Annotated in this window: 27 protein-coding genes; 17 read left to right on the top strand and 10 right to left on the bottom strand. The window is 42.6% G+C overall.

The genetic code is table 11. The annotated features are described in order from the left end of the window. Positions 1-8 precede the first annotated feature (8 nt). Positions 9-1,616 (bottom strand): M4 family metallopeptidase, encoded by a 1,608-nt coding sequence (locus CEF21_RS17840; RefSeq protein ID WP_123920369.1) that lies wholly within the window; start codon positions 1,614-1,616, stop codon positions 9-11. Between the two features lie 533 nt (positions 1,617-2,149). Continuing rightward, positions 2,150-3,106 (bottom strand): metal ABC transporter substrate-binding protein, encoded by a 957-nt coding sequence (locus CEF21_RS17835; RefSeq protein WP_123920367.1) that lies wholly within the window; start codon positions 3,104-3,106, stop codon positions 2,150-2,152. A gap of 187 nt (positions 3,107-3,293) precedes the next feature. On the opposite strand from CEF21_RS17835, the gene CEF21_RS17830 reads away from it, so the two are divergent. Then, on the top strand, positions 3,294-3,854 hold the full coding sequence (locus CEF21_RS17830) for a beta-class carbonic anhydrase (RefSeq protein ID WP_123918727.1): 561 nt from the start codon (positions 3,294-3,296) through the stop codon (positions 3,852-3,854). Here CEF21_RS17830 and yidD read toward each other — a convergent pair. Beyond that, positions 3,838-4,083 (bottom strand): membrane protein insertion efficiency factor YidD, encoded by a 246-nt coding sequence (gene yidD / locus CEF21_RS17825; protein WP_123918725.1) that lies wholly within the window; start codon positions 4,081-4,083, stop codon positions 3,838-3,840. The two genes, CEF21_RS17830 and yidD, sit on opposite strands and share 17 nt — an antisense overlap. Positions 4,084-4,231: 148 nt before the next feature. On the opposite strand from yidD, the gene CEF21_RS17820 reads away from it, so the two are divergent. The 5 genes from CEF21_RS17820 to CEF21_RS17800 all read left to right on the top strand — a co-directional run bounded on the left by CEF21_RS17820 (position 4,232) and on the right by CEF21_RS17800 (position 7,557). Beyond that, entirely contained in the window at positions 4,232-4,705 is a 474-nt protein-coding gene (locus tag CEF21_RS17820) for an S-ribosylhomocysteine lyase (protein WP_123918723.1), read from the top strand. Positions 4,706-4,991: 286 nt separating this feature from the next. Continuing rightward, complete coding sequence (locus CEF21_RS17815) at positions 4,992-5,447, top strand: FixH family protein (RefSeq protein WP_164462238.1); 456 nt, start codon at positions 4,992-4,994, stop codon at positions 5,445-5,447. A 168-nt stretch (positions 5,448-5,615) separates the two neighbouring features. After that, a complete protein-coding gene (gene rpsN / locus CEF21_RS17810; protein ID WP_123918719.1) occupies positions 5,616-5,885 on the top strand; it encodes a 30S ribosomal protein S14 in 270 nt (89 codons plus the stop codon). Between the two features lie 19 nt (positions 5,886-5,904). Next, positions 5,905-6,240 (top strand): hypothetical protein, encoded by a 336-nt coding sequence (locus tag CEF21_RS17805; protein ID WP_123918717.1) that lies wholly within the window; start codon positions 5,905-5,907, stop codon positions 6,238-6,240. Between the two features lie 378 nt (positions 6,241-6,618). After that, entirely contained in the window at positions 6,619-7,557 is a 939-nt protein-coding gene (locus CEF21_RS17800) for a manganese-dependent inorganic pyrophosphatase (protein ID WP_123918715.1), read from the top strand. 258 nt (positions 7,558-7,815) lie between these two features. Here the strand turns inward: CEF21_RS17800 and CEF21_RS17795 are convergent, their stop codons facing one another. Both CEF21_RS17795 and ytzI read right to left on the bottom strand, forming a co-directional pair. Further along, entirely contained in the window at positions 7,816-7,959 is a 144-nt protein-coding gene (locus CEF21_RS17795) for a lmo0937 family membrane protein (RefSeq protein WP_123918713.1), read from the bottom strand. A 97-nt stretch (positions 7,960-8,056) separates the two neighbouring features. After that, complete coding sequence (gene ytzI, locus CEF21_RS17790) at positions 8,057-8,221, bottom strand: YtzI protein (protein ID WP_123918711.1); 165 nt, start codon at positions 8,219-8,221, stop codon at positions 8,057-8,059. Between the two features lie 131 nt (positions 8,222-8,352). On the opposite strand from ytzI, the gene CEF21_RS17785 reads away from it, so the two are divergent. Continuing rightward, on the top strand, positions 8,353-8,793 hold the full coding sequence (locus CEF21_RS17785; RefSeq protein ID WP_123918709.1) for a Dps family protein: 441 nt from the start codon (positions 8,353-8,355) through the stop codon (positions 8,791-8,793). A 97-nt stretch (positions 8,794-8,890) separates the two neighbouring features. Here the strand turns inward: CEF21_RS17785 and CEF21_RS17780 are convergent, their stop codons facing one another. After that, entirely contained in the window at positions 8,891-9,361 is a 471-nt protein-coding gene (locus CEF21_RS17780; RefSeq protein WP_123918707.1) for a MarR family winged helix-turn-helix transcriptional regulator, read from the bottom strand. Positions 9,362-9,573: 212 nt separating this feature from the next. Between CEF21_RS17780 and CEF21_RS17775 the strand changes: the two genes are divergently transcribed. Genes CEF21_RS17775 through CEF21_RS17755 form a run of 5 tightly spaced genes read left to right on the top strand, consistent with a single transcriptional unit; the run spans position 9,574 to position 13,269 of the window. Further along, positions 9,574-10,209, top strand: a complete 636-nt coding sequence (locus CEF21_RS17775) for a biotin/lipoyl-containing protein (RefSeq protein WP_123918705.1) — start codon at positions 9,574-9,576, stop codon at positions 10,207-10,209. 46 nt (positions 10,210-10,255) lie between these two features. After that, positions 10,256-11,878: a DHA2 family efflux MFS transporter permease subunit gene (locus CEF21_RS17770; RefSeq protein WP_123920365.1), complete on the top strand. Its 1,623-nt coding sequence runs from the start codon at positions 10,256-10,258 to the stop codon at positions 11,876-11,878. Between the two features lie 31 nt (positions 11,879-11,909). Further along, the gene (locus CEF21_RS17765) at positions 11,910-12,440 is read left to right on the top strand and encodes an NAD(P)H-dependent oxidoreductase (RefSeq protein WP_123918703.1); all 531 of its coding nucleotides are present in this window, start codon (positions 11,910-11,912) and stop codon (positions 12,438-12,440) included. Between the two features lie 10 nt (positions 12,441-12,450). Beyond that, positions 12,451-12,798: a hypothetical protein gene (locus CEF21_RS17760; protein WP_123918701.1), complete on the top strand. Its 348-nt coding sequence runs from the start codon at positions 12,451-12,453 to the stop codon at positions 12,796-12,798. A gap of 36 nt (positions 12,799-12,834) precedes the next feature. Continuing rightward, complete coding sequence (locus tag CEF21_RS17755; RefSeq protein WP_123918699.1) at positions 12,835-13,269, top strand: MarR family winged helix-turn-helix transcriptional regulator; 435 nt, start codon at positions 12,835-12,837, stop codon at positions 13,267-13,269. A gap of 529 nt (positions 13,270-13,798) precedes the next feature. On the opposite strand, the gene CEF21_RS17750 is transcribed toward CEF21_RS17755, so the two are convergent. Further along, positions 13,799-14,005, bottom strand: a complete 207-nt coding sequence (locus tag CEF21_RS17750) for a hypothetical protein (protein WP_123918697.1) — start codon at positions 14,003-14,005, stop codon at positions 13,799-13,801. Positions 14,006-14,142: 137 nt separating this feature from the next. Here CEF21_RS17750 and CEF21_RS17745 point away from each other — a divergent pair, with 137 nt between their 5' ends. The 3 genes from CEF21_RS17745 to ytkD all read left to right on the top strand — a co-directional run bounded on the left by CEF21_RS17745 (position 14,143) and on the right by ytkD (position 15,480). Next, complete coding sequence (locus tag CEF21_RS17745; protein WP_123918696.1) at positions 14,143-14,541, top strand: phage holin family protein; 399 nt, start codon at positions 14,143-14,145, stop codon at positions 14,539-14,541. Between the two features lie 61 nt (positions 14,542-14,602). Then, positions 14,603-14,938, top strand: a complete 336-nt coding sequence (locus CEF21_RS17740; RefSeq protein WP_123920363.1) for a hydrolase — start codon at positions 14,603-14,605, stop codon at positions 14,936-14,938. A 68-nt stretch (positions 14,939-15,006) separates the two neighbouring features. Continuing rightward, entirely contained in the window at positions 15,007-15,480 is a 474-nt protein-coding gene (gene ytkD / locus CEF21_RS17735) for an RNA deprotection pyrophosphohydrolase (protein ID WP_123918695.1), read from the top strand. Positions 15,481-15,508: 28 nt separating this feature from the next. On the opposite strand, the gene CEF21_RS17730 is transcribed toward ytkD, so the two are convergent. Genes CEF21_RS17730 through CEF21_RS17720 form a run of 3 tightly spaced genes read right to left on the bottom strand, consistent with a single transcriptional unit; the run spans position 15,509 to position 18,081 of the window. Beyond that, positions 15,509-16,321: an ABC transporter permease gene (locus CEF21_RS17730; RefSeq protein WP_206427782.1), complete on the bottom strand. Its 813-nt coding sequence runs from the start codon at positions 16,319-16,321 to the stop codon at positions 15,509-15,511. Then, positions 16,308-17,078 (bottom strand): ABC transporter ATP-binding protein, encoded by a 771-nt coding sequence (locus CEF21_RS17725; RefSeq protein WP_123918694.1) that lies wholly within the window; start codon positions 17,076-17,078, stop codon positions 16,308-16,310. The genes CEF21_RS17730 and CEF21_RS17725 overlap by 14 nt, the downstream gene beginning before the upstream one ends. A 16-nt stretch (positions 17,079-17,094) precedes the next feature. Then, a complete protein-coding gene (locus CEF21_RS17720; protein WP_123918693.1) occupies positions 17,095-18,081 on the bottom strand; it encodes an ABC transporter substrate-binding protein in 987 nt (328 codons plus the stop codon). Between the two features lie 126 nt (positions 18,082-18,207). Here CEF21_RS17720 and CEF21_RS17715 point away from each other — a divergent pair, with 126 nt between their 5' ends. Both CEF21_RS17715 and CEF21_RS17710 read left to right on the top strand, forming a co-directional pair. Next, the gene (locus tag CEF21_RS17715) at positions 18,208-18,999 is read left to right on the top strand and encodes an alpha/beta hydrolase family protein (RefSeq protein WP_481747681.1); all 792 of its coding nucleotides are present in this window, start codon (positions 18,208-18,210) and stop codon (positions 18,997-18,999) included. A gap of 42 nt (positions 19,000-19,041) precedes the next feature. After that, on the top strand, positions 19,042-19,284 hold the full coding sequence (locus CEF21_RS17710; RefSeq protein WP_123918692.1) for a DUF2584 domain-containing protein: 243 nt from the start codon (positions 19,042-19,044) through the stop codon (positions 19,282-19,284). Positions 19,285-19,366: the final 82 nt, after the last annotated feature.

Raw genomic sequence — 19,366 nt, 5'->3', positions numbered from 1 at the left:
GTTAGGGCTTAGTTCACGCCTACTTGTGTCCAAGCATTCGCAACGGCATTGTAAGTGCTGCTTCCGCTGCCGTATAAATCAGCTGCGGATTGAAGAAGGGCCGCACGGGCATTGCTGAAGCTGCTTGTCGGAGTGAGGTATCTAGTTAATGCACGATAGTAGATTTTCTCTGCTGCCGCTTTTCCAATACTTTGATTTGTGTAGTAGAATGCTTTATTCGGAATTCCGCTGTTCGTATGAACCCCGCCATTATCAGAAGAAGTGTACACATAGTTTGCAAAGTTGCTTGGCTGGCCGTATGCTTCCGGATTGGAAAGACTTCTTAATGCATCTCCGGAGCGCCCTGGAGTATAAACATCTTCACCCATTAGATAGTCACTTGGATCAAGGAAGTATCCAAACACATCGGACATGGATTCATTTAATGCGCCGGACTGATTTTGATATTGAAGGTTGGCTGTTCTTTCAGTAACAGCATGTGTAAGTTCATGCGCTACTACATCCAGTGCTCCGGAAAGAGCAATAAAAGTTGTGCCGTCACCGTCTCCGTATACCATTTGAGAACCGTTCCAGAATGCATTATTATAGCGGCTGCTATAGTGGACAGTAGAACGGATTGTGCTTCCGCTGTTATCGAAACTGTTGCGTCCGTGCGTGTTGTAATAGTAGTCATATACTTTTCCTGCGTAGTAGTGAGCATCTACATCTGCACGCTGATTAGAAGCATTGAAGATGTTATCGCTGTCGACGGAATAAGAACCCGGAAGGCTGGAGCCATTCTTAGCCGTGAATGTTTCAATCACACCTGTCATGTTCGGCTTGCTCACATCGTACAGATAATACGTGTTGCTTGAAAAGTAAGTATTCAGGGATTTCGTGTCTCCAAGCACCCCTGTCCCGGAGCCGGTTGCATCTGCTACTGCATTGTATGAATCGATGATGTCTCCCGTATTTGCGTCAACGTAGATTTGCCAGTTGGCACCGTATGGTTTAATGAATTGCAGCTGAACTTTGTATGCGAGGTAGAAAGTTCCGTCTTTCTTATAAAGAAGGAGCTCTCCTTTTTCGTTCGTGTTTTTCACATTGCTTTTCTTAACGGGTCCTTGGGGAACAGCCTGCTCGTCACCTTCTGTATCTTTTTTCGATAGATTTATAGACTTCCAGGCAAGGTCTGCAGCTTTTGATTTGGAGATTTTGGCTTTTGTGCTTTTGACCTGTGCTTTTGCATCTTCATGCAAGGCACCATTTGTAGCAGTTACGGTTCCGTTCTTATCCGTGTGAACGTAATAGACAGCACCATCTACAGGGACCCCGTTTAAAGATTGAATGTATTTGTAGTGTGTAAAACCAAGCTCATCTGTTTCTTCACTTAAGAGAGTCAGTTCAGTGGAAGGATCAATTTTAACGGTGCGATCCTGTTTGAGGAAATTTCGCGCTTCCGCTTCTTTTTGAACTTTCATTTTGGACTTGATGCCTGTCTGGAACGATGGATTGCCTTTGTCTTTCAGCCACTGCTGCTGAACAAGCTGTGCTTTTGCTTCGAAATTGGCCTCTTTTGAACCGGTTAAGGCAGATGCTGAAGGCAGGGCAGCGCCCAATGTTAATGCCGTTCCCATAACTATTGCAGCAAACTTTTTGTTCAAATGAATTCCCCTCTCCAAATATGAAATTGTGTATTACAAATAGAATAGTAGCACCAATAGACGAAAAAAAATATGAAAAGTTTTCTAAAAATTCAAAATGAATACTAGGACTCATAAGTCGTTGTGAAATATAGGAATTATGATTCAATCGTGAGAAAATGTAACAAATAATATAAAAAGATGGAGGGAAATATGAAAATTTTATGGGAAATTCTCGTTCGAATGGAGATTTTCTATTGAAAAACCTTCTCATTTATATGCTTTAAAGCAAAAGTGATTCGATTTTCTAATATAGTAATAAAGACAGGATTGAAAAAATGTCAATCTTCTCTTCTGTTTTTCAAAGGGTAATAGACCTATCATTCCTATAAGCTTACCGTTTTTTCTCGACATGGGAGGGGGATTTCTATGACTCCAGACGGTCGCAGGGAGAGCGTAAAGGATGAGAAAAGGCATATTAGGCAATAGAAAAACGCGAAGCCCGCAGGAGCTTCGCGTTTTAGCCTTTATTCTGAAAGGGCTGTTTTTAGTGTGCGTAAATTTTTTCTCATCAGGCTAAAGTAATCCTCATTGTTTTTCGAATCTTCTTCTGTAATGGATTCAAGATTGCTTACAGTAAGAGGAGTGGCGCCTATTTCCTCTTCTACAATTTTGGACAGTTTACTGCTTACGTTTTTTTCGAAAATGACGTGTTTAATATGATGGGCTTTCGCGTCTTTAATAATGGAGCTGATCTGCTTCTGAGACGGTTCTTCAGATGCAGATAATCCCATTACACTGATTTGCTCAATTCCGTATCGCTCACTCCAGTAACCGTATGCAGCATGAGAAACAAGGATTTCCTTTTTTGGTGTTTTGGAAAGTGTATCCCGATACTCCGAGTCAAGTTTTTCCAGATCTGATTTCAGCTTAGAAAAATTCTTCTCAAATGTTTCTTTTCCTTCGGGACGCTCTTTAATTAATGCATTTTTAATATTTTCAGCCATCTGAATCGAGCGGATTGGATCGAGCCATACGTGAGGGTCTTCTTCCCCATGATCATGGCTGTGTTCACCTTCGGTATGCGAAGACTCTTCATGCATATGGGCTTCCCCTTTTGCAAGTTTTATTCCTTTTGCTGCTTTTACCATCGCTGTATCTTCATCTTTTAATGTTTCGGCAGCTTTATCCGCAAACCCTTCAATCCCTGCTCCTGTATAGATAAATGCGTCGCCTTCCGCAATTTTAACCATTGTTTTTGTGGAAGGTTCGAATGAATGGGCATCTGCATTCGGGGGATATACGCTTTCGACCTCCACTAGGTCACCGCCGATTTTTTTTGTGAAATCTTCCAGCGGAAAGATGGTCGTATAAACTTTTATCTTAGCATTCTTTGCCTCTTTCGTATCATTTCCGGATGAACAGCCTGCTAAAATGGAGGCTCCGATCAGGAAAATACAAAGGCTGTATGCGATTTTTTTCATCATGTTCTCCTCTCAAACAAACAACTGGATTATACCCTTTGATATTATATCGTAAAGATTACGATTTGAAAACCGGAGGATGAAGCGTGTCCGTTTAAAAGGTTGAATTTAACATGCCTGAAATAGGCACAGTCGATAAAGTGTATGCTATATTTGATGGTGAAAAAGAAGAATGGAGGAATGAGCAATGAAACTGCTTGACCAAATTTTGGAACATAATGAATCTTTTGTTGAAACAAAACAGTACGAGAAATTTCAAACGAGCAAATTTCCCGATAAAAAATTAGTTGTCTTGACCTGTATGGATACAAGACTTGTCGAACTTCTGCCGCAAGCGATGAACTTCAGGAACGGAGACGTAAAAATAGTGAAAAGTGCGGGTGCCATTGTTGCTCATCCATTCGGAAGTATCATGAGAAGCCTGCTGGTTGCGGTTTATGAACTTGGTGCCGAGGAGATTTGTGTAGTTGGACATCATGACTGCGGTATGAGTAAGTTAAACGCTGCCTCCTTTTTGGAAAAGACAAAAGAAAGAGGCATTTCACAAGAGAAAATCGATCTTCTCAGATACTCGGGTATGGATTTGGATAAATGGCTTCAGGGTTTTGATGTCGTTGAGGACAGTGTGATACATAGCGTTAATGTGATAAAAAATCACCCGCTTCTTCCGGCAGATGTAAAAATTCACGGTTTGGTCATTGATCCGGGAACAGGCAAACTGGATTCTGTTATTAATGGGTATGAGTAGAAGGATTTTTGGTTTTTTTCTCCGGGACTGGATCGAATCCCCCGGGATGCATCGGATTGCAGCGTAAAATCCGCAGAACCGTAAGCCAGCTGCCTTTAATGGCTCCGTGCTTCTGAATAGCTTCCAGCCCGTAGTTTGAACAGGTAGGATAAAAGCGGCAGGAGGGCGGAGTCATGGGAGAAATGAATTTTTGGTAGAATCGAATGAGTTTTAAAAATAAAGTTTTCATCTGGGTCCTCCTCTGGGTATGTTATAAATTTAAGCTAAAGGGAATAAAAAAGCAAAGAGCAGTAATTGAGTTCATAACCAATTAAGTTGATGGATCTTATCGGAATTGTTACAATGGAATTATGGAAAACCAATGAGGAGTGAAAAGTATGCCATCAGTTGAAAGTTTTGAACTGGATCATAATGCAGTAAAAGCACCATATGTCAGACATTGCGGTGTCCACAAAGTCGGTTCGGATGGTGTTGTTAATAAATTTGACATTCGTTTCTACCAGCCGAATAAACAGGCAATGAAACCGGATACCATCCATACTCTTGAGCATCTGCTAGCATTTAACATCCGTGATCACGTTGAAAAATACGATCACTTTGATATCATTGATATTTCTCCTATGGGCTGTCAAACAGGGTATTACCTGGTTGTAAGCGGTGAGCCGACAGTTACGGAAATTATTGACCTGCTGGATGATACTCTTAAGGCTGCCATAGAGGTTGAGGAAATTCCGGCTGCCAACGAGAAGCAATGCGGCCAGGCTAAACTTCATGATTTGGATGGAGCGAAGCGGTTAATGAAATTCTGGCTGGACCAGGATAAAAAAGAACTTGAAAAAGTATTTGGATAATATTCTTCATAGAAAATAACGGTTTCGAAAACCCCCGGTCCGCATGCCGGGGGTTTTCTATGTGGAAGGTTTGATTTATGCCAGCGAAATATGCCTGGCACCGCGGGCAGGAAAAGCTGTGCGAAATCACTATAAACAATGAACTGAAAAAAGTGGAGAGGGATTTAAAACGGACTTACAGAACAGATCTTGTATGCAGGCTTTTGAAAATATTTCTATTATATATAGAAACCGCTTACACTATTTCTTATAATAGAAGGAAATAAGTGCATGGGATGGGATGCTTATGAGATTTGTCAGATGGATGTGCTTCATCATGTTTGCCTGTTTTTTTGTCATGACAACAGCCTGTCAAACATCAGAAACGAAGGCTTCTGATGTACCGGAAATGGTAGAAGCCAAAATCATCCTGCCAGCACAGATCCGGAAAAATGTCTCTCAGGAATATAAAGTGAAAATTACGCAGGGAAAAGAAGCCGTTCAGGATGCTCACTCTGTTGAATTTGAAATCTGGAAATCGGGGTCGAAGGAACAGAGCGAGATGATAAAAGCTGAACATAGCGGAAAGGGCATCTATACCGTTTCCAAAAGCTTTAAAGAGGACGGAATCTATTATCTTCAAACACATGTAACCGCTCATGATATGCATGTGATGCCTAAAGTCAGGCTTACAGTTGGACAGGCTAAAGAGCTTGAGCCTGAAAAGAAAGAGAAGGATGCTGAATCAGGGCATCATCATTAAACTCCGTGCTGCGGAGTTTTTTTTGTTCTTGAATCGAATGAAAGAGTATGGTTTAATTAATAAATCGTAACCGTTACGGTTTATTAATTTAAAAAAGGAGTTCCCGGGATGCTGTCCGAATCTTCACTCCAGCTCCCGTCAATTATAGTAGGAAAGGAAGGACGATACATGGCTAAAAAATCAAAGATTGTAAAAGAAAAACAGCGTGAAGCAGCAGTGATTAAATATGCTGAGCGCAGGCGCGAATTAAAAGAAAAAGGGGACTGGGAGGCTTTAAGGAAACTCCCAAGAGATTCTTCACCAACTAGACTTCACAACCGGTGCGGGCTGACAGGAAGACCGAGGGGCTATATTCGTCAATTTGATATGTCCCGTATCGCATTTCGCGAGCTGGCATACAAAGGACAGTTACCGGGTGTAAAAAAATCAAGCTGGTAAGAAAAGGAGGCATGGGCAGTTGAATGAAAAATTGATGGAAGTGCTGGTCCGGGATATTGTCTCCACTCTTCCGGATCAGAAAAAGGAGCTATATAGGTTTATTGTCCGTGCTGAAGATGAGCTGGCCCGTCAATGCCATTCGAAGGAGCAGTTTATGTCCCTGCTCACGATCTGCTCGCCCTATCAGCAAGCTGCTGAGAAATTTCATTTATCGCTGGAAGAGACGTGGATATTAATGAATGGCATTGAGGATGAAATAACTGCTCAGTTAGATCAAAAACTTGACCGCTACAAATGGATTGATTTTACTGAAAACCGGGAGTCAGGTCAGCTCCAGTTCTTTTGTATCCTGTAAGCTCTCCTTCTGCTTTTACATAGACGGATACCTGTGTTTTTCATGATTTTTTTAAATTGACACCCGTCCTAAATCCTAGATTTTGCTAAAGCATGGTGTTGATTTTTAACAGCTGTTGATTGAAGTGGAGGGTGCGGGCTTCCTGCGGGAGCAGCGGGACAGGTGAGACCCCGAAGGCGCAAGGCGGTGAAGAGGCTAACCGCCGGCCCCGCGCAAAGCGAGCGCCTGCAATGGAAAACAACAGCCAAGTTAAACAGAGCTTAATCCTAAAAATACGTTGCCGAAAAATCTGAACAAATGTGATAGAATAGAGGGCGGAAGCAGGGTTAACACGCTAACACTGCAAATTATTCTATCTATAGCAAGGAGCAGGATACGATGGAAAAAGTATTGGTTTTCGGTCATAAAAATCCAGATACAGATACAATTTGTTCAAGCATTGCTTATGCAGAGCTTAAAAATAAGCTTGGCATGAATGCGGAGCCTGTTCGTTTAGGAGCAATTAACGGAGAAACTCAATACGCGCTTGATACATTCAGCACGCAGGCTCCCCGTTTAGTGGAGAAGGTTTCTTCGGAAGTCAGCCAAGTCATTCTAGTCGACCACAATGAGCGTCAGCAGAGTGCGGATGATATTACAGAGGTTACTGTCCTTGAAGTAATTGATCATCACAGGATTGCCAATTTCGAAACTAGCGATCCATTGTATTATCGAGCTGAGCCAGTAGGCTGCACAACAACCATTTTGAATAAAATGTACAAAGAAAACGGAGTGAAGATTGAGAAGAATACTGCCGGCCTAATGCTTTCCGCCATTATCTCTGATTCTTTGCTTTTTAAATCCCCAACATGCAAAGATCAGGATATTGCAGCAGCGAAGGAACTTGCAGAAATTGCTGAAGTTGATTTGGAGAGCTATGGCTTGGAAATGCTAAAAGCCGGAGCGGATCTTAGCAGTAAAACAGTCGAAGAATTAATTTCCCTTGATGCGAAAGAATTTCAAATGGGAACACACCGTGTTGAAATTGCACAGGTGAATGCGGTAGATCCCGAAGATATTTTAGTGCGCCAAAGAGAAATCGAAGCGGCAATTGAAAAAGCAGTTGCTGAAAAAGGCCTGGATTTATTCTTATTCGTTGTGACAGACATTCTTGAGAGTGATTCAATTGCACTGGCTTCAGGCCGTGATGTTGAAGCGGTTGAGCGCGCTTATCAAGTGAAAATTGAAGACAGCAGAGCGCTGCTTAAAGGCGTTGTTTCCCGCAAGAAACAAATCGTTCCAATTCTCACAGAAACATTGAGCTCGACAAATAGCTGACAGCTGACTACTCAGTCGCCTTCCGCGTTAAATATACGATTACAAAGAAAACCCCCGGTGCCTTACCTGGGGGTTTTCGCTTTATTTGAGAACTTTTTAGACATCTCCTCATAAATAAAAGAACCGAGTCATTCGGTTCTGTCAGATAAACGTTCGTTTATGTTTTATGGAACACCTATACAGTGTAAGCCCTGCCTCTCATACACCCTTGCAGCCCCGAAGCTGCGCCAGTTGAATAAGTGTCCATTTCAGGGGCATCTATAACCGTTTCCGTTTAACGAATTTAACAACTATCAGTGCAACTACCACAATCAGTATGAGGTTAATCGCTGCCCCGGCTATTTTAAATACCAATCCAATTAGCCATACAATCAGCAAAATCCAAATAATCGTCCAAAGCATGGTGCATTCTCCTTTTCGATCCTGGTGTGTTTGTATAGGTAAGATTCCCCGATTCTCTTTAATTAAAACCTCTTAAAAACATTCAAAATAAAAAACCCTACTTTTCAGCAGAGTTTGATTCATCCATTGGAGGCGCGGATTTATTTTCTTCCTCTGGATCGATCGTATGCTCAAACTTGTACGCTTTTTTTGTCGTAACAAGCGATAAAGCTAAAACCGCAAACACGATTGCGATGCAGATTCCCATAATCCAGCCATACATCAGGATCCCTCCTTTTTCAGATACGCGGACTTTCTCCTTGATTTTACCATGCTGATAAATATTGAGACACGTTTCGAGACAAGCTAATAGCAGTAAATCTCCACCATAAAGCCAATTAAGGAGGAATTAGTATGTCCCGGGAATTGCTTGATATCGTTAATAAACAAGTAGCGAATTGGACGGTTCTATACGTCAAACTGCATCATTATCATTGGTATGTTACAGGAAAGGATTTCTTTACGCTCCATGCAAAATTTGAGGAGTTTTATAACGAAGCTGGCACTTACATAGACGAGTTGGCTGAAAGGCTGCTCGCATTGCAGGGGAAACCGGTGGCTACAATGAAAGGATGTCTTGAGATTTCTTCGATTAAGGAAGCGGCAGGAGCTGAAACAGCTGAGGAAATGGTAAGGCAGCTGCATGCCGACTTCAAGACCGTTGCCAGTGAGCTTAAAGAGGGCATGGTTCTGGCAGGGAAAGCTGGGGATGAAACAACAGGTGATATGCTGCTTTCCATTCATCAAAGTCTTGAAAAGCATAACTGGATGCTGCTTGCCTACCTCGGGAAATAGCTGAAACAGCTCTTAAAAGCGGTAAAGCCCGGGAATGCATTGATGTATTCCCGGGCTTTAAATGAATTTTTCTCCTCAGGCCTGACCGGAAGCCGCTTTAATTTCTTTTTTGGATAGCCCTTTTGCTGGATAGAATTCCAGCCTCAATTTTGTTTAAGATCCTGAAATATTCTTCTCTCTCCTCTTCATCAAGAACAGAAAGCATTTCAGCCCAAAAGATGTTCCGCTGCTCAATCATAGCTGAAACGAACTGATCTCCCTGATCGGTCAAGACAATCCAAACGATTCTGCGGTCATTTTGGTCCCGGGCTCTTTTCAGGAGCAAATCATCTTCAAGCTGGTTTAGAAGAGTCGTTGTTGCTCCTGAAGTTAAGTACAATTTATGGGAAATATCTGCGACTTTGCATTTCCTTTGATTATAGACAAATTTAAGAATGTGGTATTTGGTTGGGGTTAAACTATAGGGTAATTCTTTAATTTTCATTTCGATCAGCTGGCGCTTGTGCATAAACAAGGTGTCTTTTATTTCATCCAGCCGTTCGAGCTGCTTATTAAGGTTGTTCTTCATAACGGCTCCCCTTTTTTCTTTTTCGTACCCTTTTCTCCTATAAATTTAGTGCAAGTTTTAAACATTGTAAAGTTAACCAAATGTTTTTACTGTAAAAAAGTAAAAATATATGATAAAGTAACAAATCGTAAATACCTTTATTAAAAAGTAACTTTATTAAAAAGTATTTTTATAATGGTTAATCGAATTAAGGATTAAGGAGGAATTTTATTATGTCCAGAGGACGGCTTATTTTAGTGAATTTTGTAGGGGTATTGATTATCCTTGCATTGGTTGCAGGAGGCGTTTATTACTATTACCAGCAGACCAACTTTGTAACAACGGATAATGCAAAGGTAGCAGGAGATCTTCATACAATTAAAGCTCCGGCTGCAGGGAAAATTACTAATTTGAATGTAGAAGAAGGCGATGAAGTCAGAAAAGGTGCTGAAATCGCTAAAATTGGTTCCAGCCAAAGCAGTCAGTCTATTACTGCTCCGGCACAGGGTACAATCATTAAAAAACAAATGGAGAACGATCAATTGGCACAGCCTGGTCAAACCATTGCAAGCATCATTGATCTGAACGAATTGTACATTACAGCGAATCTAAAAGAGGATACGCTGAAGGATATTGAAGTAGGGGACGATGTTGACGTAACAGTTGACGGCAACGGAGGAACTGTAATCGAAGGGAAAATTGAAAAAATCGGCTATGCGACAAATTCTATCTTCTCTTTAATGCCGAAATCAAATGATGACGGAAATTATACAAAAGTTACGCAAACCGTGCCTGTAAAAATTTCTATTGCGAATTATTCTGAGGAAGTGCTTCCGGGAATGAACGCTGAAGTAAAAATCTCTAAATAAAGAGACAGCTCTTTTTTGAAAGCTTAAGGAAAGGAGGAAAAGAGTGATGACACAACATGCAGCACAGAAATCAGACAGCGGTGTCCGGCAGCATATGCCTCTTTTGATTGTTCTAATGCTCGGACTATTTCTGGCGATACTGAATCAGACGCTTCTAAATGTAGCGATCCCCCATCTCATTACAGAGTTTGGAGTGACAACAAACACAGCTCAGTGGCTGCTGACAGGATATATGCTTGTGAACGGTGCGCTCATTCCATTATCTGCTTATCTTATTAAACGATTTGCTGTAAGGAATTTATTCTTATTTGCCATGTTCTGCTTTACGCTTGGATCACTCATATGCGGATTAGCAGGAAGCTTTCCTGTCATGATGACAGGAAGACTCATTCAGGCAATTGGCGGAGGAGTATTGGCTCCTCTTGTTATGACTATTATCGTGTTTATTTTCCCTCCTGAAATGCGTGGGAAAGGAATGGGGATTTTCGGATTGGCGATGATGTTCGCACCGGCAATCGGACCGACGCTATCCGGCTTTGTTGTCCAGAATTATGATTGGCATTTGCTTTTTAACGGCATGGTTCCTCTCGGAGCCATCGTCTTTATCATTGCCTTTTTCCAATTGAAAGACATCAATCCTCCCGAGAAGATTAAAGCGGATTTCTTATCTATTTTTACATCTCTCGCCGGTATGGGATTATTGCTTTACGGGTTCAGTGAAGCAGGGAATGAAGGGTGGACCGATCCAGTGGTCCTTTCATCCATGGGAATCGGATTAATCTTGCTTGTTGTATTTACCATTAAGCAGCTTAAATCCGAAAAACCTCTTTTGGATGTGCGGGTGTTCAAATATTCGATCTTTACATTGTCAAGTATCATTAACATCGCAATTACCATTTGTCTATTTTCCGGTATGTTCCTGCTGCCGATTTATCTTCAGAATATCAGGGGCTATTCACCGCTTGACTCAGGGCTGCTTTTACTTCCCGGTGCGATCGTGATGCTTATCATGTCACCTGTCTCAGGTATTCTATTTGATAAATTTGGACCAAGACCGCTCGGTATCATCGGTATGGTTATTACAACCGTTACGACGTATGAATTTACCCAGCTTACAATGGAAACAACCTATAACCATATTCTCGTCTTGTATATGATCCGCACATTCGGGATGTCTTTCCTGATGATGCCGATTATGACAGCAGGGTTAAACCAGCTTCCGGACAGACTGAGCAGCCATGGCTCGACGATGGCAAATACGTTCAGACAGGTAGCGGGGTCGGTAGGAATTAGTTTCCTGACAACGATCTATACAAACAGAACGGATTTCCATTTGGAAGAGCAGGGAAGCCAAATGAACACAGCGGATCCATTCTTTGCACAGGCATTCAGTGAATTTACACAAAAAATTGCTCAAGCGATGAGCATGTCTCCAGAAGAAGCACAGTCACAGGCTGTCCAGCTTCTATACGGAAAACTTGTCAGAGAGTCCACCATTCATGGGATTAATGATGCATTTTTCTGGGCGGCAGGGATATCAGTCATTGGACTTGTCCTTGCGTTCTTCCTGAGAGACGTCAGGAAAGACAAAAAGGTACAGGAGACTTCTTCTGTTCCAAAGCATTCAGAAGAAATCAGGATGCTTCCCGCACCTAAAAATGTACATTGATCAATAGCTAGTAGATTTGGGAGGAATGGATATGAAAATCTGTATCGTATATGACAGTGAAGGCGGGCATACAGAAGCTCTTGCCCAGGCAATTGCAGCTGGTGCTGAAAAATCAGGTGAGGCAACGGTATATTTGAAAAACGTCAAGGATGCGGATGTCTATCAGCTGCCTGAAATGGATGCAATCATCTGGGGATGCCCGGGCCATTTCGGTACCATCAGTGCAGGGTTAAAGACATGGATTGATAAATTGGGCTATTTGTGGGCTGAAGGAAAACTGATTAATAAGGTTGGAGCTGTTTTTTGTACAACGGCAACAACTCATGGCGGACTTGAAGCCACCCTTTTAAATTTAATTACACCGATGCTTCATCAGGGAATGATTATTGCAGGACTTCCCGGCAACACACCTGAAAATGCTTTGTATGGTTCTTACTACGGAGCAGGCATTACATGCCCGGTAGAGAGCAGTGAAGTCATTTCTTCCAGTGACCGTGCACTTGGAATGGCTCTTGGAGAACGTGTAGCAGAAGTTACGAAACGCATGTCAATAAAACAGTAGGTGAAATCAGATGTTGGGTGTTTTATTAATTGTCGTTGCCGTTGTTTTGCTAGCTGTGATTATTATCGCGAATACAAGGGCTATGTCCCGTTCGAAAAATAATAAACACATTCCAGAAAGCAAAGGCAAGGAAAAAGAGCAGCGGAAAGAGCCAAGTCCGGCAGAACAAGCGTCTCCCGCTGAACCGTCATCAAAACCGGAACCTGCTGCAAAATCCAGAAATATGAACGATGATGCTTACCGAAAAGCGTTATCTCAATTTAAAAAAGAAGAGACCGATGAACCGCTTAAAGATACGAAGATGAACGATGATGCGTATCGAAGAGCTTTGCAGTCTCTTGACAAAGGGAAACGGTGATTAGGAAGCTGAATTTTTCTATTAGAGGTGGTTCCAATGAAGACGACAGAGACGGATTGGCTGGAGCAGGTTCAAAAAAAGACCATTCGATTTAAGAGGAAATATTCGCTTCTTGTAAAGGAGAATCTGGAGCCGTCAGGAATCACTCCTTTCCAGCTCCAGATATTATGGATCCTGCAAAGGAATAGCGGTATGGGGACTACACAGCTTGCAGAAAAGCTAAGTGTGAAGCCGAGTGCTGTTACAATGGGATCCAACCAGCTCTGCAAAATGGGATTACTGAACCGGGTTCATTCAGAAACGGACCGCCGTCAAATCCGGCTTGATCTGACTGTGCAGGGAAAGAAACGGCTGGAAGAAGCCATGGATCTGCATACGGAGCTTGCTTCAGAAGTGTTTTCATGTTTTTCAGAAACGGAACGGGATACACTGTTTCAATTAATGGATAAACTTGAGCAGAACATCTGCTGAGCAGCAAGGCTGACTCTGAAAAGATCTATCTCACAATGGAAGAGGCTGAGACATAACTAGAATTGTTGTCCTTATAGCCGAATATTTCTTTTGAAAAAGCACTGTTAAACTTGGCGGTTGATTTCCGCTGAAGTCGTTCGCTTATCCTTGGGCGGGCGGTGAGCCTCCTCCTGGCTTCGCCACTGCGGGGTCTCACCTGTCCCGCTGCTCCCGCAGGAGTCTCACGCCTTCCGCTCCAATCAACAGGTGTTAAAAATTAACAGGGTGCTTTAACAAAGCCTTTGAAAAAAGCATGAAAAACAGTAAAACCGAACGATTACGAAGCTCTATATCGGAGTTTCAAATAATCGTTCGGTTTTTTTATTAGCAAGAAACCCTTTGTCCAGCCTCTTTTTCTGAGAATCCGTTCGTGATAATGGAATGAGTGCTTTCCTTCTGAGGAGAATCGTCCCACATCCGAGAAGACGGGGGACATGAAATCTGCCGCGCTCTGCGCAGAACCTCGTTCATACAGCGTCTTCCGATTATTTTACGTCCCGCTGTTTCTTTCCGCCTTATCTAAAATAGACTGGGCTAAAAGATCTCTGAGCTCTTCCGCATTGATTGTTTTTGTCAGCTGCAATACTTCTCCATCGGAAAGCTCGCTGACGTATGTTTCAATGGCAGCTTCCAAATCTTCCGAATCCATTCTGAAATTCAAAGCAATATCATTAATAAAATGTTCTTTCCAATTCAATAGACACAGCATCCCTTCTAAATGGTTCCTTGTTTGTATGACAAGGGCCTTTTTTTCATCCATCAGATAATGGTCTATACCGCAGCAGTCACAGTGCATAGCATAAAATGATCCCTCTTCCATAAAGGAGGTGTGAAATGAGCAAGGATGCAGAAGTGATGACGCTATATTCATTTAGCATGACTTTTCTGACATTTTTACTCGGTGAGATAGAACAGATGATGTATGTCCTGTTTGCCTTGATGGTCATTGAGTTTCTCAGTTTTACTATATCGAAAGCCATAAGCGGCCAGGCTTCAATACGGGCGATCGGGATTCAGCTGTTAAAAAAGGCTCTGATCCTAATAATGGTGGCAGTCGCCAATTTGTTGGACAAGGTCATACCAATCGGGATTTCCATCAGAGATTTCACCGTTATCTTTTATATTTTTTACGAATTGCTCTATATTATTACAAATGTCAGCAGTTCTGGCTTACCTGTTCCCCAAATAGTAAGAGACGCCCTGGATTTACTGAAAAGCAAGGTGAAAAAATAAGCCCTGAATAAAAGACTGCTCTTGCCGCAAAATAGGGAGAAAAGGCTTGAGGAGTGATGAAATGGATGGGGCTGGCAAAACCACCTATTATGTAACCGTTGGAAGCGGAGAAATATCACAGGTGTCCGATTCATCTGCATGGGATTACCGCATAGAAGCAACAGATGATCAGATTATTGAGTTAAGAGGGTATTTCGAGCAGCAGTATGCTGCTGACTGGAAAGGTTTTTTCAGAACGCACGTACCGTATTTGCCGTACCATTTTGACCGGCCGAATGATTCAGTAGACCAGGCAAATATAAATATTTATAGAATGATCTACGAACTTGGTGATGATGAAGCGAAACAGCACATTGAGGAACAGAACATTCTGACTAATATTGAAGATCAAACTTAGCAGATCTTATACAATGTTATCCCAATGTGATAAAATAGAACAGGATAAGTCGAAAATAGAGGGATCACATGTATCGTTTTAAAGATTATTATCATAATCAAGTGCAGCTGTCTTTTGAAAAAAACCCATTTTCAAGCGTTCCGAAGCATGTCTGGGTAGTTTGCCGCTATCAGAATAAGTGGCTTCTTACCGATCATGGGGACCGGGGTTATGAATTCCCGGGCGGTAAAGTGGAAGAAAATGAAACAGCAGATGAAGCCGCAATAAGAGAAGTAAAAGAGGAAACGGGAGGCGTCGTGTCTACCCTTCAGTATATGGGGCAATACCGCGTTTCCGGAAAAGAAAAGACCATTATTAAAAATATTTATTATGCTGCAGTGGACGAACTGATTCATCTTGATGATTACATGGAAACGAAAGGCCCTGTTCTTCTTGATGAACTTCCTGAAAACATTCAGGCGGACAGGCGTTTCAGCTTTATTATGAAAGATGAAGTGCTGCAGCAGTCTTTGAAACGGATTATAGCAAATATACAGGACTAAAAAAGCTTGCCGGTATCCGGCAGGCTTTTTAGTCGGAATGTTTAATGAGCCGCTTTTCAAGCCAGTCAACAAGCTGGTACATCACAGTGGCAAAAACAGCGATGAGCAGCAGACTCAAGAACACAAGGGTGAAATTAAAAACCTGGAACCCGTAAATGATCATATAGCCGAATCCTCTGGAAGACACAAGGAATTCTCCAACGATGACCCCTACCCAGGACAAACCGACATTCACCTTCAGTGTAGAAATAATGACAGGGAAAGAGGAAGGCAGGACGGCTTCTTTAAACAATTGAAACCTGGTTGCCCCGAACGTTTGAAGAACCTTTAAATAATTCGGGTCAATGGCTTTAAATGACGTATAAACCACAATCGTCGTAATGATGACCGAAATAATCGCTCCCATTGCGACGATGGAAGAGAAGCCGGGACCAATGGCAACAATTAAAATAGGTCCGAGCGCTACTTTTGGCATCGCATTTAAAATGACAAGATAAGGGTCGAGTATTTTTGATATTCTCGGTGACCACCACAGCAGGGCTGCAAGAAGTGTGCCAGCCAGAGTACCGAGGATAAACCCCAGAACGGTCTCAAAAATGGTGATGCTTGCATTTGCCGCCAATGTTCCATCGTTCCATTTTTCAAGGAAGAGCGTCCATATTTTTGAGGGCGCACTAAAGATAAGCGGATCAATCCAATTATTTTTGCTGGAGATTTCCCAAAGACTGAAAAAAGCAGCGAATATTAGGATTTGATAGAGGCGGATAATCATTTTTTCCCGTTTTAGCCCGTCTAAATACAGCTCGTGAAGCTGTTCAAGATGGGATTTAACCCTTTTCAAACCGATCCAGCTCCTTCCAAATAGCCTGGAATAGTTCTGTATATAGCGGATGCTGTCTTGCTGCAAAAGGAGACAGTTCCCGAATTTCCCGGGGAATAGGAAACATCCTGGCGATTTTCCCCGGATTCGCCGAAAATAGGAAGATTCTGTCGCTCATGGCGATGGCCTCTCCAATGTCATGTGTTACAAGGATGGCTGTCTTATGGTAATCATGAAGGATTTGATGAACCAAGTCTTCAAGCTTTAACTTTGTTTGATAATCCAATGCGGAGAAAGGTTCATCTAAAAGCAAAAGGTCCGGATTGGCTGACAATGTTCGGGTTAATGCTGCCCGCTGGCGCATTCCCCCCGAAAGCTGCCGGGGATATTTCTTTTCAACTCCTGGAAGTCCCATTTCATAAAGCAAAGATAATGTTCTTTTTTCGGATTCCGGGGTGAGTTTCTGCAATGTTTTTAGTCCGATTAGGACATTCTCTTCAATCGTTTTCCAAGGAAAAAGATAGTCCTGCTGCAGCATATAGCCGATTTTCCCCCGCATCCGTTCAATGGGCTCATCTTTAATGGCAACGGTCCCTTCGGTTGGAGCGAGCAGTCCTGCGATAATGGTCAGCAATGTGGTTTTCCCGCAGCCGCTTGGACCGAGAAAGGAGATAAATTCTCCTTCCTCGGCTGTCAGACTGATATCATCCAATGCTGTTGCAATGGTGTCTTTTGTGAAGTAGGAGTGGGACAGGTTTTGGATTGAGAGGAACGTCATCCTAAAAGCCTCCTTACTATTTCGATGCCTTTTCCGCAAATTCGGTATTAACGAGTTTGCTGTGTTCAATGCGGGCAGGAAGCTCTCCTGCTTCATCCATAATGTTCTGGAGGTTTTCCCACTCTGCTTTATCCAAGACTGGGTCAGCGGCAAATGAGCCTTGCTCTTTATACCGGCTGACAACCGTTTCAATCAGCTGGATATCCGTATCCTTAAATTCGCCCGCGATGGCGGAGGCAATCTCCTTGGCAGAATGATCTTTTACCCAGTTCTGTGCTTTTTGAATGGCATTGGTGAACTTTTGTACAGCATTTGCATTCTTCTTAATAAAACTTTCTTTTGACATAAATGTGGTATAAGGGATCAGCCCTGATTCTTTCCCGAAGGATGCGACAATGTGTCCTTTTCCTTCTTTTTCAAAGATGCTTGCAGTAGGCTCGAACAGCTGTACATAGTCACCTGTGCCTGAAGCAAAGGCATTTGCAATATTAGCAAAATCTATGTTCTGAATAAGATTCAAGTCTTTATGCGGATTAATGCCGTGCTTTTTCAATACAAATTCCCCTGCCATCTGAGGCATACCGCCCTTGCGCTGCCCAAGGAACGTACTTCCCTTTAAATCATTCCAGTCAAATGATTCATTTTTTTCTCTGGCTACAAGGAACGTCCCGTCCGTTTGAGTGAGCTGGGCAAAATTAATGACAGGATCCTTCGATCCCTGTGCCTCTACATAAATTGAAGTTTCCGATCCGACCAGCCCAACATCCGCGCCGCCGGAAAGAAGTGCGGTCATCGTTTTATCTCCGCCAAAAGCCGTGGTCAGTTCAATATCGAGCCCCTCCTCTTTAAAAAATCCTTTTGAGATGGCGACATAAAGCGGAGCATAAAAAATGGACCGTGTAACTTCTGCGACACGGATTTTCTGCACAGGGTTTTGATTACATGCTGAAAGTGGTAATGCTAGTAAGATAAGGACCATGCAGCTGATAAACCATTTTTTCATTGTGATTCCTCCTTTTGGTTGAGTGCTTTATCTATGCACTGGCAGCAGTCCGCTGTTTTACGATCTACCATACTTTATGAAAAAGAAAAAATAGTGTGAATGCCTATACAGGAAAGAGGGATGATGATGATAAACGGAGAGATACTGGAAAAGCAAAAATATCCTTCTCCTCACCCTGAAATTGATTTATACCTTGTTACCTATTTATCAGGGGGATTGAAAGTAAAGGGGCTGCTGGCTGAGCCGAAAAAGGAAGGGGAATACGATGGGTTCCTTTATTTAAGAGGGGGCATAAAAGGGGTAGGAATGGTTCGCCCTGCACGGATCGTGCAATTCGCTTCTGAAGGGTTTGTCGTAGTAGCTCCATTTTACAGAGGCAATCAGGGAGGAGAAGGGAATGAAGATTTTGCCGGAAAAGACCGGGAGGATGCCTTGTCAGCGATTGATCTATTAAAGAGGCATCCGAAAACCTCTAAGGGAAGAATTCATGCTTTCGGTTTCTCAAGGGGAGGCGTGATGGCCCTGATTGCAGGGAATGAACGAAAAGATCTTTGCTCGGTCGTAACATGGGGAGGAGTTTCAGATATGGTTCTCACGTATGAGGAGCGGGAGGATTTAAGGAGAATGATGAAAAGAGTGATTGGCGGAACCCCGAACAAACTTCCTCAAGAATATTACTGGCGGACCCCTCTGCACAATTTAGAGAACATGAAAGCCCCGCTCTTAATCATTCATGGTGTGAAGGACCAAAATGTATCAGTAGAGCACTCCAGGCTTTTAGAAAAGCGTGCTGCAGAACTGGGGAAAAAAGCGGAAGTGTGGTACTTTGAAGAATATACTCATTACTTTCCGCCTGCAGTGAACAGAGAAACGGTCAGACGGCTGACCGGCTGGATGAAAAAGCAGCCGGAGGTCTGATATGATAAACTTAGATGGAACCGGACTAAAGGAGAGATGAAAATGGGCATGCCCCTTGAAATGAATACGATGATTGTAACGAAGAGCAGAGAAAAACGGCTGGAGGATAATGTATTTACCCTTAAAAAGGATGGATACCGCCTATATCCGCTTGATTTGCCTGTTGAAGTGAGAAAGACGAAAGAGGGAGAAGTGAGCGGGAGAGCCATTATCACTAAAGTAGAGTGGGCAAATGGCGGCACGGTTCTCACATACCAGCTGATTAAATTAAATTCAACCAACTAAGAGTCCTTTGAGGGCTCTTTTCAATTTGGCTCTGTTTTTAACCGCCTATTGACGGGGACAGCTGAGCGCCCAAGAGAGCGGG

Source organism: Bacillus sp. FJAT-42376, from assembly GCF_003816055.1.
In the GTDB taxonomy this organism is placed as follows: domain Bacteria; phylum Bacillota; class Bacilli; order Bacillales; family Bacillaceae; genus Metabacillus_B.
This window is presented reverse-complemented; position numbering and strand designations above follow the sequence as displayed.

Coding starts and splice junctions, on each gene's coding strand:
- CEF21_RS17765 (WP_123918703.1), top strand. CDS start 11,910: ATGAAAATCTGTATCGTATATGACAGTGAAGGCGGGCATACAGAAGCT.
- CEF21_RS17800 (WP_123918715.1), top strand. CDS start 6,619: ATGGAAAAAGTATTGGTTTTCGGTCATAAAAATCCAGATACAGATACA.
- ytkD (WP_123918695.1), top strand. CDS start 15,007: ATGTATCGTTTTAAAGATTATTATCATAATCAAGTGCAGCTGTCTTTT.
- CEF21_RS17775 (WP_123918705.1), top strand. CDS start 9,574: ATGTCCAGAGGACGGCTTATTTTAGTGAATTTTGTAGGGGTATTGATT.
- CEF21_RS17715 (WP_481747681.1), top strand. CDS start 18,208: ATGATAAACGGAGAGATACTGGAAAAGCAAAAATATCCTTCTCCTCAC.
- CEF21_RS17720 (WP_123918693.1), bottom strand. CDS start 18,081: ATGAAAAAATGGTTTATCAGCTGCATGGTCCTTATCTTACTAGCATTA.
- CEF21_RS17770 (WP_123920365.1), top strand. CDS start 10,256: ATGACACAACATGCAGCACAGAAATCAGACAGCGGTGTCCGGCAGCAT.
- yidD (WP_123918725.1), bottom strand. CDS start 4,083: ATGAAAACTTTATTTTTAAAACTCATTCGATTCTACCAAAAATTCATT.
- CEF21_RS17740 (WP_123920363.1), top strand. CDS start 14,603: ATGGATGGGGCTGGCAAAACCACCTATTATGTAACCGTTGGAAGCGGA.
- CEF21_RS17820 (WP_123918723.1), top strand. CDS start 4,232: ATGCCATCAGTTGAAAGTTTTGAACTGGATCATAATGCAGTAAAAGCA.
- CEF21_RS17710 (WP_123918692.1), top strand. CDS start 19,042: ATGGGCATGCCCCTTGAAATGAATACGATGATTGTAACGAAGAGCAGA.
- CEF21_RS17830 (WP_123918727.1), top strand. CDS start 3,294: ATGAAACTGCTTGACCAAATTTTGGAACATAATGAATCTTTTGTTGAA.
- CEF21_RS17835 (WP_123920367.1), bottom strand. CDS start 3,106: ATGAAAAAAATCGCATACAGCCTTTGTATTTTCCTGATCGGAGCCTCC.
- CEF21_RS17760 (WP_123918701.1), top strand. CDS start 12,451: ATGTTGGGTGTTTTATTAATTGTCGTTGCCGTTGTTTTGCTAGCTGTG.
- ytzI (WP_123918711.1), bottom strand. CDS start 8,221: ATGTATGGCTGGATTATGGGAATCTGCATCGCAATCGTGTTTGCGGTT.
- CEF21_RS17755 (WP_123918699.1), top strand. CDS start 12,835: ATGAAGACGACAGAGACGGATTGGCTGGAGCAGGTTCAAAAAAAGACC.
- CEF21_RS17780 (WP_123918707.1), bottom strand. CDS start 9,361: ATGAAGAACAACCTTAATAAGCAGCTCGAACGGCTGGATGAAATAAAA.
- CEF21_RS17840 (WP_123920369.1), bottom strand. CDS start 1,616: ATGGGAACGGCATTAACATTGGGCGCTGCCCTGCCTTCAGCATCTGCC.
- rpsN (WP_123918719.1), top strand. CDS start 5,616: ATGGCTAAAAAATCAAAGATTGTAAAAGAAAAACAGCGTGAAGCAGCA.
- CEF21_RS17815 (WP_164462238.1), top strand. CDS start 4,992: ATGAGATTTGTCAGATGGATGTGCTTCATCATGTTTGCCTGTTTTTTT.
- CEF21_RS17745 (WP_123918696.1), top strand. CDS start 14,143: ATGAGCAAGGATGCAGAAGTGATGACGCTATATTCATTTAGCATGACT.
- CEF21_RS17795 (WP_123918713.1), bottom strand. CDS start 7,959: ATGCTTTGGACGATTATTTGGATTTTGCTGATTGTATGGCTAATTGGA.
- CEF21_RS17725 (WP_123918694.1), bottom strand. CDS start 17,078: ATGACGTTCCTCTCAATCCAAAACCTGTCCCACTCCTACTTCACAAAA.
- CEF21_RS17785 (WP_123918709.1), top strand. CDS start 8,353: ATGTCCCGGGAATTGCTTGATATCGTTAATAAACAAGTAGCGAATTGG.